Origin of the sequence: Raineyella antarctica (assembly GCF_900092135.1) — a bacterium.
In the GTDB taxonomy this organism is placed as follows: Bacteria; Actinomycetota; Actinomycetes; order Propionibacteriales; family Propionibacteriaceae; genus Raineyella; species Raineyella antarctica.
In genome coordinates this window covers 320,770-332,642 of record NZ_FMYF01000005.1, presented here as the reverse complement: position 1 = coordinate 332,642, position 11,873 = coordinate 320,770, and the positions used below count along the sequence as shown (strand labels likewise).

General features: G+C 69.7%; 10 protein-coding genes and 2 pseudogenes. 6 read left to right on the top strand and 6 right to left on the bottom strand.

Translation table 11 applies throughout. From position 1 onward, the window contains the following. Positions 1-39: 39 nt before the first annotated feature. Complete coding sequence (locus GA0111570_RS09990) at positions 40-1,293, bottom strand: YihY/virulence factor BrkB family protein (protein WP_092610097.1); 1,254 nt, start codon at positions 1,291-1,293, stop codon at positions 40-42. Positions 1,294-1,615: 322 nt separating this feature from the next. Between GA0111570_RS09990 and GA0111570_RS09985 the strand changes: the two genes are divergently transcribed. Further along, positions 1,616-2,971, top strand: a complete 1,356-nt coding sequence (locus GA0111570_RS09985; RefSeq protein WP_092610094.1) for a lytic transglycosylase domain-containing protein — start codon at positions 1,616-1,618, stop codon at positions 2,969-2,971. 67 nt (positions 2,972-3,038) lie between these two features. Here GA0111570_RS09985 and GA0111570_RS09980 read toward each other — a convergent pair whose 3' ends face one another. After that, the gene (locus GA0111570_RS09980) at positions 3,039-3,692 is read right to left on the bottom strand and encodes a hypothetical protein (RefSeq protein ID WP_092610091.1); all 654 of its coding nucleotides are present in this window, start codon (positions 3,690-3,692) and stop codon (positions 3,039-3,041) included. Between the two features lie 308 nt (positions 3,693-4,000). Between GA0111570_RS09980 and GA0111570_RS09975 the strand changes: the two genes are divergently transcribed. From GA0111570_RS09975 to GA0111570_RS09965, 3 genes are all read left to right on the top strand, one after another. Continuing rightward, positions 4,001-5,371 carry an MFS transporter gene (locus GA0111570_RS09975; protein WP_092610088.1) on the top strand — a complete coding sequence of 457 codons (1,371 nt, stop codon included), beginning with the start codon at positions 4,001-4,003 and terminating at the stop codon, positions 5,369-5,371. Positions 5,372-5,441: 70 nt separating this feature from the next. Continuing rightward, positions 5,442-6,254, top strand: a complete 813-nt coding sequence (locus GA0111570_RS09970; RefSeq protein ID WP_245703116.1) for an SAM-dependent methyltransferase — start codon at positions 5,442-5,444, stop codon at positions 6,252-6,254. 3 nt (positions 6,255-6,257) lie between these two features. Further along, a complete protein-coding gene (locus tag GA0111570_RS09965; RefSeq protein WP_092610085.1) occupies positions 6,258-7,325 on the top strand; it encodes an aldehyde dehydrogenase family protein in 1,068 nt (355 codons plus the stop codon). A 98-nt stretch (positions 7,326-7,423) separates the two neighbouring features. Here GA0111570_RS09965 and GA0111570_RS18065 read toward each other — a convergent pair whose 3' ends face one another. The 4 genes and pseudogenes from GA0111570_RS18065 to GA0111570_RS09950 form a co-directional block, all read right to left on the bottom strand. Next, positions 7,424-7,855: an IS30 family transposase gene (locus GA0111570_RS18065; protein WP_245703115.1), complete on the bottom strand. Its 432-nt coding sequence runs from the start codon at positions 7,853-7,855 to the stop codon at positions 7,424-7,426. A 34-nt stretch (positions 7,856-7,889) separates the two neighbouring features. Next, positions 7,890-8,453, bottom strand: a complete 564-nt coding sequence (locus GA0111570_RS18060; RefSeq protein WP_245703114.1) for a helix-turn-helix domain-containing protein — start codon at positions 8,451-8,453, stop codon at positions 7,890-7,892. Positions 8,454-8,492: 39 nt separating this feature from the next. Then, positions 8,493-8,651, bottom strand: a pseudogene (locus GA0111570_RS18420) (VOC family protein); the annotation flags it as partial. 152 nt (positions 8,652-8,803) lie between these two features. Next, positions 8,804-10,081, bottom strand: coding sequence for a vWA domain-containing protein (locus GA0111570_RS09950; RefSeq protein WP_092610079.1), 1,278 nt, complete (start codon positions 10,079-10,081; stop codon positions 8,804-8,806). A gap of 32 nt (positions 10,082-10,113) precedes the next feature. Between GA0111570_RS09950 and GA0111570_RS09945 the strand changes: the two are divergent. Together GA0111570_RS09945 and GA0111570_RS09940 are read left to right on the top strand one after the other, a co-directional pair. Next, positions 10,114-10,914: pseudogene (locus GA0111570_RS09945) on the top strand (TadA family conjugal transfer-associated ATPase); the annotation flags it as partial. A gap of 5 nt (positions 10,915-10,919) precedes the next feature. Beyond that, positions 10,920-11,864 carry a type II secretion system F family protein gene (locus GA0111570_RS09940; protein ID WP_092610074.1) on the top strand — a complete coding sequence of 315 codons (945 nt, stop codon included), beginning with the start codon at positions 10,920-10,922 and terminating at the stop codon, positions 11,862-11,864. The last annotated feature ends 9 nt before the right edge of the window (positions 11,865-11,873 follow it).

Here is an 11,873-nt window from a genome sequence, read left to right as displayed (position 1 = left end):
CCGGCCTGATCGGCCGCCCGCTCGGGCAGGCGGCGATGATCACGACCTGTCGTTGAACCGCCGTTCCTGCTCCGCCCGCAGCTTGGCAGGCGCACCGTCCCCCTGCCGCTCCGCGTCGCGGGGGCCGGTCGCCGGGCCGGACCCGTTCGGGCCCGGCGCCTGTCCGGCCCCTTGGTCGGCCGCCTGTCCGCCCGCTTGGTCGTCCTCGGGCGTACGAAGCTCGCGGCCCTCGGCCTCGAGCTTGTCCCGGACCTCCTTCATCTTCTCCACCCGCCCGGTGGCGCGCGGGGGCAGCAGGATGTTGCCCTCGGCCTCGAAGCCCGCCTGCAGCTCGCGGGCGCGCTCCACCTCGGCGTCCACCTCGGCGCCCAGCAGCAGCATGATGTTGAACACCCACAGCGCGAAGAGCAGGGCCATCATGCTGCCGATCGCGCCGTACGAGCTGTAGCCCGCGAAGCGGGTCAGGTAGATGGACAGCAGCACCGCGGCGAGCGCAATGCCCACGATCGCCACGATCGACCCCAGGCTCACCCAGCTGAACTTCGGCTGGCGGATGTTGGGGGTGAAGTAGTAGAGCACGGCCACCAGCACGACCACCAGCGCGAGGATGACCGGCCACTTCACCCAGGCCCACACGGGCAGGAAGGTCCGCAGCATGAAGTCCAGCGCCCCGCCGAGCCCCAGCGGACCCGCGATCGGGCCCAACACCCCGGAGACCAACGCCTGGTTGAGGGCGAGCGAGACCAGGATCAGGACCACGCCGACGAGCAGGATCAGGGTGACCATCAGCATGGTGCCGATCTGCTTCACCGCCCCGCGGCCCTCCGCACGGCCGTAGATGACGTTCATGCAGCGGGAGAACGCCTTCACGTACGCGGAGGCGGACCACAGGGCGACGGCGATGCTGATGACCAGGGCGACCACTCCACCGGCGGGCGAGGCCGTGACGTTGTTCACCAGGTCCACCACCGGCGCCCGGTAGTCGGCGGGCAGGTACCGGCCGACCAGCTCACCGGCCTGGGTGCTGACGCTGGCTGCATTGCTGGCCAGGACCAGGGAGATGATCGAGAAGACCGCCAGCAGGGCCGGGGCCAGCGACAGCACCGTGTAGTAGGTCAGCATGGCGGACAGGTCGGTCCCGCCATCGGTCGAGAACTCCCGGAGTGCGCGTCGGAACGCGTACTTCCAGGCGGGGGCGTGGAGTTTCGGCGGGTCGTCCGGCTTCTTGTCACTGTCCGGCGGCGGTGCGTCCGCGGCGGACAGGGTGGCGTCGATGGGTTCGTAGGGTGACATGGCGATGTCCTCTCGTCCTCGGTCCATCCCAGACTCTCAATCAAGCACAGCCCGCACCCGATGTGACACACCTCACGGTGGGCATCAACGGGCAGATCAGTTGCTGTGAATACGCATCACCCGGCGTGTCCTCAGAAGTCCGGGGTTATGGTTTCGCCATCTCATCGATGCCTGGAGGCGCCGAAGTTCCTGGGGCTCCGACCATCGTCGTGCGGATGTGTTCCCGCTGTAGGTGAGCGCTTCGGTCCGATGGCAGCCGGCCCGTGGAGGACGCTCCTGTTGCCGGCATCGTTCCGAGTGTGCAGCGATCGGGGGAGCTGTGATGAAGGACTCGGCGCGGGCCGGGCTGCGGGCTGGCCGACGACGGTGGGGCAGCGCCGGCATCGTCATGCTGTCCGTCCTCACCTGGGGGGCGATGCCACTGCTTCCGGCCGCCCAGCAGCCGGTATCGGCCCTGCCGGCCAGCGCGACCGTACGGATCCCCGGCACCGCGCCGCAGGTGGGTGAATCGTTGCTGGCGGGCGGTACGTTGGCGGTCGGTCCGTTGACGGCCGCCGACAGGCTCGCCGCCGGCCCGGGCTCGAACGGTTCGCGCCCGCCGGCCACGGGCACGGTCGAGGTCACGCTCCCGACTGCCCCGGGGACCAGCGCCACGTTCGCCAGTCGGGAGTTCACGGCTCCGGCCGGTGCGGGCGGTGGGGTCTCCGGTGTGCTCGCCGATGCGTACGCCGCCGCGGTGCGGTCGGCTCCGACCCAGTGCAAGCTGCCGGTCTCCCTGCTCGCCGCGATCGGCCAGGTGGAGTCCGGGTCGCTGCGAGGGCGGGCCATCACCGCCGACCACCGGGCCACTCCGGCGGTCTACGGGCCGGTCCTCAACGGTGCAGGCTTCGCTGCCATCCACGACACAGACGGCGGGGCGCTGGACGGCGACCCGGTCTGGGACCGGGCGGTCGGCCCGATGCAGTTCATCCCCGGCACCTGGCGGGCGTACGGGACCGACGGTGACGGGGACGGCAAGGCCGACCCGCAGAACGTCTACGACGCAGCAGCCTCCGCCGCCCGGTACCTGTGCGTCGGGGGACGGGACCTGTCCACCGACGCCGGCCTGCGCGCGGCGATCCTGTCGTACAACTATTCCCTGGACTACTTGGCCACGGTGCTCGGCTGGAAGCGGGCCTTCGAGACCGGCGCCTCCCTGCCTACCATCCCGCTCGGCGCGGCGTACGTCTCCCGGACCCCGCTGAGCCCGACCCCCACCGCCTCGACGCTCGCCTCCGCCAGCGCGAAGCCGTCCCCGAGCGCCAGCCCGTCCGCCAGCCCAACCGCGACCTCGAGCCCCTCTGCCACAGCGAAGGCGAGCAGTACCCCGACCGCGACCTCCACGCCGACAGCGAAGGCCAGCCCCTCGGCCACGACGAGCCCGACCGCGACGACGAGTCCGACGGCCACGACCAGCCCCACGGCCACGACGAACCCCTCGGCCACGACGAGTCCGACCGCAACGACGAGTCCCACCGCCACGACCAGTCCGACGGCCACCACCAGTCCGACCGCAACGACCAGTCCCACCGCCACGTCGACGACGTGCCCGGTGCCGACTGCATCGCCCACCCCCACGACGTCCCCTTCGCCGACTCCTACTCCTGGTCCGACTCCCTCGGCCTCGCAGTGCCCCTGAGGGCAGTGCCCTTGAGGGCAAGGAGTTCGATCGCGTAAGGCGGGTGGGGTCAGGGCAGGATTCCCGGCTAGTCGGATTCCTGGCGCAGGTTCCGTCCCAGGGCGAACAGCCACAACGGCCACCCGATGTACGCCACGGCTCCGACACCGCCACCGACCCCGTACAGCACTTTCTGCAGGCCCGGCGCGGACTGCGCCGCGTACCCCGCGGCGACCACGGGCAGTGCCGCCACCATCGTCACACCGATCCCGCGCCCGGTGCGGGCAAGCCCGGTCGGGTAGCCGGGATGGCGCAGCAGGAGGTGCTGGGTGAGCGCGACCCAGGCCGCCTGGGAGATGATCCCGGCCATCGTCACGACGGTGGAGGGGACGAAGGGGATCAGCTTGAGCGCGAGCAGGATCCCGCTGGCGGATGCTGCCCCCGAGGCCGTGACGACGCTCGCCAGTCCTATCCGGCTCGCCCGGCTCCGCGGCAGCCGCCGGTGGACCTGGATGATCGCCGGGATGGTCGTGGCGAAGAACAGCCCACCGGTGAAGTCGTTCACCGCCCCGAAGCGGTACGGGCCGCCGCGCGGGACCTCGACCGCGTACATGGCGCCCAGGGCGGCGGTCGAGACCACACCGATCCCGGCCGAGAGGTAGGCCGCCAGCCCAGCGGTGGAGTCGCCGGGAAGCTCGCCCGGGGTGATGCCCGACGGGTGGCTGATGCCGTGTTCGCTCATGATGGCTCCTGGACCTAAGGCGTCGGCGATCGCCCTTCCATGGTTACCCCGCAGCGGGCTTGCGGTCCATGCCGTACGACTCCGACTTCGGGGACGCGGGCGAGCACCGGTCGCCAACGGCCTATCCTGATCGCATCCCACGGGAGCCCTCAGGCAGAGGACTGAGAACAGGCCGCCACCGCCTGGACCGTCGAACCTGGCCGGGTCATGCCGGCGAAGGAAGCGAGCACCATGATCGTGATCCCACCGTTAGAAGAAGGCTCCCCGTCCGGCCCGAGCGGTCGACGGGCTCGTACGGAGGCAGCCGCATGAGCACCCGCGGGACCGCGCACCGCCCGCTGATCGCACCGGACCTGCCCCAGGCGAGCAGGGCCGCCGTCCGTGGCGGCATCCTGGGCAACTTCGTCGACCAGTTCGACATCTTCCTGCCCGTCACCGCACTCGCCCCGGCCCTGCCGTCATTGGCAGGGCACGGCGCCATCGGCGCGACAGCCGCGTACGTGGTGATGGCGACGCTGATCGGGCGTCCACTGGGCGCGATGATCTTCGGTCGGATCTCCGACCGCGTCGGTCGTACGTCGACCACGCGGGTCGCGATCGCCGGCACGGCTGCATGCACGCTCGGTATCGCGCTGGTCCCGACCCACGAGCAGATCGGAATGTGGGCGATCGCGCTGGTGATCGCGCTGCGCTTTGTCGGCGGGGTGTTCCTGGCGGGGGAGTACACCTCGGCCATCCCGCTGGCGATGGAATGGTCGCGCCCCCGGGAGCGGGGCAAGGCCTCCGGTCTGATCATGGCCATGTCCCCCTCGGCGCAGGCCACCATCGCGCTGGTGACCCTGGGTCTGCTGACCGTGCTCGGACCCGAGGCGTACGCGGCCTGGGGCTGGCGGCTGTCGTTCCTCGCCGGGGCCCTGGCCTCGGTGGCGATGCTGGTCTACTACTCGCGCCGCGTGGCGGACGCGCCGGTGCAGCACAAGGTGGTGGCGGCGACCCCGACGGGCGTGCGCCCGGGACTGCGTGACGTGCTGGCCGGACGCTGGGCCGGACCCTTCTGGCAGGTCTTCGGCCTGATGTCGGGACTGTGGATCATGACCAATATGACGGTCATCGTGCTGGCCCGCCGGCTGGCCTCCGACGTCGGACTGACGGCCTCCGGGGTCGCCACCGCGATGGCGATCGCCTCGGTCGGCCAAGCGGTCGTGATGGCCCTGGCCGGGCACTGGTCGACCGCCCTGGGACGGCGCCGCTTCTTCGTCATCTGGGGCCTGGCCGGGCTCGTCGGCGGCCCGCTGTTGTGGTGGCTGACCATCAGGTCGGGAGGGTCAGCGGTGGTCGCAGGCTTCGCTGCCGCCGCGCTCCAGATCGTGACGGTGACCGCCTACGGACCGGTGGGGGCCTACATCAACGAGCGGTTCCCGACCACGGTCCGGGCCACCGCGTACGGGACGGCCTACTCGCTGTCGATCGTGGTGCCGGCCCTCTACCCGTACTACCTGCCGACGCTGGAGCAGTGGCTGGGGCATCAAGGGGCACCCGTGGCGCTCCTGGCGCTGGGGGCGGTGCTCGTCACCGGGTGCGGGGCGCTCGGCCCCCGGCTGTCCCGCCAGGAACTCGACGCCGATCTGGAGGTCGTGGCCGATCGGCAACTCGTCGCCCGCATGGGAGAATCGTCCTGACTCCCCTCCTGCGGACCGCGGCGAGCCGGAGTCGGACCCCGACCGTCGGTGAGCCAAGGAGGGCGGCAGCGTGGACGACCTCGACAGCACGGACGACCAGGCAAGCGTGCAGGACTCCGACACCGTGCAGGACTCCGACAGCGTGCCCGAGCAGGCCAGCGTGCAGGACCCCTATGAGGTGACGGCCGGCGCGTACGACCTCTTCAACGCCGATGACCGGGCCGCGCAGCAGGCGGCGTTGCGGACGGTGGTCGACAGGTTCCGCCCGGAGGCCAGACCCGTGCTCGAGGTGGGCGCCGGATCCGGACGCAACTTCGCCACCATGCTGAACCACCACCCGCAGCTCACCGTGTTCGCACTGGAACCGAGCGCCCCGATGAGGGCCCTGGCCCTCGGCCGCGTCGCCGACCACCCGGAGTGGTTCGACCGGATCACCGTCTGGCCGCAGGCCTACACCGAGGCCCGTCTGCCCGACCGGATCGGGGGCGCCGTGATGTTCGGGGTACTGGGGCACTTCGATGCCGCCCAGCGATCGGCGTTGCTGGCCGACCTGGCCCGGCGGCTGCCGGTCGGCGGGGTCGTCCTGCTGGATCTCAAGCCCCCGGCCCGGCCCCAGGACGTCGAGCCGTACGAGTTCACCGTCGCCCGGATCGGCGCCCTGACCTACCGCTGCCGTACCGAGGGACAGGTGATCGACCATGAGCGGATGCTGTGGCGGATCACCTACCGCACCCTGGACGGTGACCGGGTACTGGTCGACGACACCACCGAGCACGAATACCGCCATCTGTGCCCGGAGGCTTTGCGGGCGGAGGCGGCCGCTGCCGGGCTACGCCCCGAGCAGTTGGGGGACAGCACGTACTGGACCCTGACGAAGGACTGAGCAGTGTCCACGCGCAGGGACGGCTGGGCCGGCCGAATCGCCGCCTCCTCGGGAGAGACGCTCACCAAGCTGTCTCCGCTGACCGGGGAACCGCTCGCGCAGGTCCCGCAGTCCGGCGCGGAGGATGTCTTGGCAGCCTTCGACCGGGCCCGGGCTGCCCAGGAGCAGTGGTCACAGGTGCCGGCGCCCGAACGGGCCCGCCGCCTGCTGGCCTTCCACGACCTGGTGATGGCGGCCCGCGAAGAGCTGATCGAACTGATCGTCGCCGAGACGGGCAAGACCCCGGTCGAGGCGTTCGAGGAGGTCTTCGCGGTCGCGGCCACTGCCCGCTACTACGGGCTGCTGGCGCCCCGCTACCTGACGTCCCGGCGGGTGCGCGGCGTGCTGCCACTGCTCACGCGGGTGGTCGTCAACGCGGTGCCGTACGGGGTGGTCGGGATCATCTCGCCCTGGAACTACCCCTTCTTCCTGTCCATGGCCGACGGCCTGGCGGCCCTGGTCGCCGGCAACGCGGTGGTGGTCAAGCCGGCCTCGCTGACGGTGATGTCCGCGGCGTACGGGGCCGGCCTGCTGGCGGAGGCAGGCATCCCGGCGGACCTGTGGCAGGTCGTCGCCGGTCCCGCGGAGCGGATCGGGGAGAAGATCCTCGCCAGCGCCGATGCCGTGTGCTTCACCGGGTCGATCCAGACCGGCCGCAGACTGGCCCGGGAAGCTGCCGGGCGGCTGCTGCCGGCCACCTTCGAACTGGCCGGAAAGAACCCGATGATCGTCCTCGACGATGCCGACCCGGACCGGGCGGCGGCAGGTGCCGTCCGATCGTGCTTCGTCAGCGCGGGCCAGTTGTGCGTGGCGACCGAGCGGCTGTACGTGGCCGATGCGGTGTATGACCGGTTCCGGGGCAGGCTGGTCGAGCGGGTGCGGCGGATGCGGCTGCGCCCGGGGATGCACTGGGACTCCGATCTCGGCACCCTGATCGGCCCCGAACAGCTGGACAAGGTGAGCCGGCACGTAGAGGACGCCCGGTCCAAGGGCGCCACCGTGCTGGTTGGCCGCAGACTTCTCTGGGGGTGAGGAATCCGAGGGTCTGTCGTGGGCGGTCGTTGAGCTCCTCGGCGATGGCGTCGAGGTAGGGCTGGTGGCTGGTGATCTCGATGCCCTTGGGGGCAGTGTCAAGGCGTGGAAGCAACAGCGTCATCAACGAGTAGGCGTTCGAAGGCTTCGCGTGGGGTGAGGTAGCCCAGAACGGCTCGGGGGCGTTCGTTGAGTTCTTCGGCGATCGCATTCAGGTAGGGCTGGTGGGTCGTGATGACACCGCCGGGCAGGTACTCCCGGATCAGCCCGGACCCGGCACCTCCAACCCTCACAGTGTTCTCGTTGCAGTGCCGTTTCCAGGGCGATCTGGGGTGGGCGAAGTAGACCGCAGATCCGTGGCGAGAGTGTGGGGCCATCTCGGTGCCCTGGTCCCAGGTCAGCGACCCGCGCAGATGGGCCGGCAGGTCGTGGACCCGGTCGATCAACACGTCCGCGACACCGGCGGTGTCCTTGCCCTCGGGCAGGCCCAGGATGACCACGTAGCGGGAGTGTCGCTCCACCAGCGTCACCGCAGCGCTCCTGCCGTGCGCGCCGATGATCAGGTCACCCTCCCATGCGCTGGGAAACCCGCCGATCGGTCGCGTCGGCGGGACGGTCATCGATGGAGACCATGCCCACGATCCGCCCACCGGTGCGCTCACCGGTCGGCCGGCGCCGCTTCATGGCGGTGCGTTTGGAACGCAGCAGGATGCCCTCCCGGGCGAGTTCCCCCTTGGGTAGGGCGTAGATCCAGCGGTAGATCGCTTCATGGGACACCGTGCGACCTCCAGCCTCCGGTGAGTGCTTCATCGCCTCCACGCTGGCGTCATCGGCCTCCAACCGCAACCGTCCCGCGATCTGGCGTGGCGTGCGGGACCGCTTTCGGGTCGGCCCGGACCCGGCAGGCCAGGCCGGGTCGGCATCGACCGCATGCACCTGGGTACGGGCCCGGCGCCGACGCGCCTTCTCGTCCGCCGCGACCGGCTTGTACCCGCGGGTCTTCCACGAGTTCCGGGCGCGTTCACGCCACACCACGCTGCGGTCCCGGCCGATCAACTCACCGATCTGCCGATCGCCCAGCCCCTGCTTGATCCCGACCGCGATCTGGGCCCGATCCTCAAACGTCAACGCCCGCCCCTGCTGCGCCACCGACAACCCCCTCCGTTGCTACGACGCTATGACACCGCCCCGGGCGGCTCTGGCAGAGTCTTTCTGGAAGTCGGGGAGGCCCCTCGGTGGGAAGTCCGTGATCGAGATGGTGCGGCCCTGGGGAAACACGGAGGTGTAGAAGGCGACCGCTACTTCAGCGTTCTGGTCGAACCAGAGGTTCGGGACGGTCTGCTATATAGCCGCTCCTCGCGGCTCGTGCGGACTGGTCTCCGTCGACACTACGTGACGCGCAGAACATCGAAAGGTCGTCGGTCTTGCGGGGACGGGGTGGGAACGGCTCTGCCCAGAACGCCGAATCTGAAGGGAGATCAGTCGGTACCGATGAGCTGCAGCATGCGTGCGCGGTCTGTGGTGTAGCGAATCGTCAGATCCCCGACTGTGAGACTGTCACCTTCGAAAAGGGATCCTGACTTGCGTTCGGTGCCGGCCGACACCTGGACGACCACTCCGCGCTCTCCCTCGGTGTCCTTCACGGGAGTCACCTGTGCGGAGACGATGTCCTTACCCAAGCCCAGGGACATTGAGCGCCCACGGAGCAGACGCTCGTCGAGCACCGCGCCATCCCGGGTCACGGTGAGGGAACCCGCCAATCGCGGCCGGGTCGCCAGCCAGACGCCCCAGACTCCGCCTAGGACGACTAGCGCGAGGAGGACAAGACCGCCGATTCGCGCGCTGCGGCTCTGAACCAGGTCGCTCCAGATCGCCACGGCGCTCTTCGATGCTGTAAGCGTCATGGGGGACGCTGTGAGAACGGACTGCCAGGACAACCCGAGGTCTCCTGTGATCACCGCCTGCCAGGGGCTGGTCACTGTCCCGGTAACGGCAAGGGGGACTGTGGTGCCTGGAGGGGCCGTGGTGCTGACCTGGGCCTCGACCGTGACCGTACCTGCGGCGGGGATGTCCACCGATTCCGGGAGCCCGCCCACGGTGATGCCGGATGCCGGGTCGGCCTCGACTGCTAGCCCGTCGACACGGACGGGCACGGCAGTGTTGGCGTTGTGCAGGATCAGGGTCGTACGACGCGGGGCCGCGCCACTGGTCGCGCGCAGCGGACCCTCAACCGAGACCTGCACCGGCGCGGCGAGCTGGTCCTGGAGCTTCTTGACAGCGGCGGCCTTCATGACATCGGTGGACACCTGTGGCAAGTAGTTGCCGAGTCGACTCGCGGGGACGTCGGTAACGTTGGCGAACACCCGCTTGAGGACAGCCGCATCGGTGTCCGAGGTCAGGGCGATCGCCAACGGTGCGATGTCGTGGCGGCCCTGCAGGGCCGCGGCACGCTGGTGTAGCTGGGTCCACCCGGCCGAGTTGACCGTCGCGTACGGAGAGCTAGATGCCGTATCGATCGTGCCGTCGGTGAACAGGAGTACGGCCCCACGCTGCCGCAGGTCACCCCCCTCCATCAGGTCAACCGCGGCATTGAGCGCCGTTCCGATGTCCGTGGCCTGTCCCACAGGAGTGCTCGGAAGTGACGAGAGGGCGGACTGCCGGTCGGACCCGATCGTCGTCAACGCCTGCCGGACTTGGGGTTTGGTGTCGAAGGTGATGATCGCCAGGCGGTCGTCGGGGCTCAAGGAGTCGACCATCTCCGACAGTCCGGCTCGCCGTCAGCGGTCCCACCCTGACGATCCGGAAGTTCTCCACTGACGTCCTGACCGTCCCGGACATGATCGGGCTCGGCACGCTCATCCCGGAGACTGCCGAGCTACTCGAGGCCTGCGTCCGGGCCCGGCTCAACATCATCGTGTCCGGCGGCACCGGCACCGGCAAGACCACGATGCTGAACGTGCTGTCCTCGTTCATCCCCGAGGACGAGCGCATCATCACGATCGAGGACACCGTCGAGCTGCAGCTGCAGCAGCGCCACGTGGTTCGGCTGGAGGCCCGCAACGCGAACTCCGAGGGCCGCGGCGCCGTCTCTATCCGCGACCTGGTCCGCAACTCGCTGCGTATGCGCCCCGACCGGATCGTCGTCGGCGAGGTCCGTGACGCCGAGGCCCTGGACATGCTCCAGGCGATGAACACCGGCCACGACGGCTCGCTGTCGACGGTGCACTCCAACGCCCCGCGCGACACCCTCTCCCGCCTGGAGACGCTGGTGATGATGTCCGGCATCGAACTGCCGCTACGGGCAGTTCGCGAGCAGGTCTCCTCGGCCGTAGACCTCATCGTCCATCTCTCCCGGCTGCGGGACGGCACGCGGCGGGTGACCTCTGTGACCGAGGTGCTCGGCATGGAGGGCCAGACCATCACCCTGCAGGACATCTTCGACTTCGACTTCGCCGCCGGTGTCGACCGTGATGGCCGGTTCCGGGGCCACGTACGCCCCACAGGCGTACGCCCCCGCTTCATGGACCGGTTCGACGAGCTCGGCATCACCCTCTCGCCCGCCGTCTTCGGCGGATACATCTCCCGGTAGGACTCATGTCAGTGTTCGATTCCTCCGTCCTGATGTGGGTGGGTGTCGCCCTTCTGGTCCTCGCGGTGGCGCTGGTGTTTGCCGCGCTGGTTCCGCGCCGCTACGACCTCCCGATGGCTCGCCGCCGCCCCGATGTCCCGCCCCGTCCCGGGCCGCTCGCCCGGATGACGACGGCGGCGTCCAACAGAATCGGGCGTCTGATGGCCGGGCGCAGCGACGGGCTGCAGGAGATGCTCTACCTGGCCGATATCCGGTACGACCCGCGCGACTTCGCGCTGCTGATCGTCAGCGCCGCCGTCATCGTCTTCGCCGTGGGACTGCTCATCGCGAACGTGTTGATCGGCCTCCTGCTCGCTGTGTTGGTCCCGGTGGTCGCGCGGCTGGTGGTCTCGGTGCGCACCTCACGGCGGCGGCAGGCGTTCTCCGACCAGCTCAGCGAGATCCTGCAGACCATGGCCGCGAACCTCCGAGCGGGGACCTCCCTGCCGCAGGCCATGCAGGTGCTGGCCAGCGAGGCCGAGGAGCCGGCGCGCAGCGAGTTCGTCCGGGTCGGAAACGAGCTGCGGGTCGGTCGACCGATGAACAACGCTCTCGAGGCGATGGCGGACCGGATGAAGAGCACGGACTTCGGCTGGGTGGCCCAGGCCATCGCGATCAACCGCGAAGTGGGCGGCAACCTCGCCGATGTCCTGGACGGAGTAGCTTTCACCCTGCGCGAACGGGCGGCGCTGCGTCGGCAGGTGGATGCCCTGAGTGCTGAGGGCCGGATGTCCGGCTGGGTCCTGATGGCCCTGCCGTTCGGACTCCTCCTCGTCATCTCGACGATGAACCCCCACTACTTCGACCCGATGCTGCAGAACCCGATCGGGTGGCTGATGATCGGCCTCGGCGTCATCCTGCTGATCCTCGGAGCGATCTGGCTCAAGGTGTCCATCATGGTGAAGTACTAGGAGGCGCGC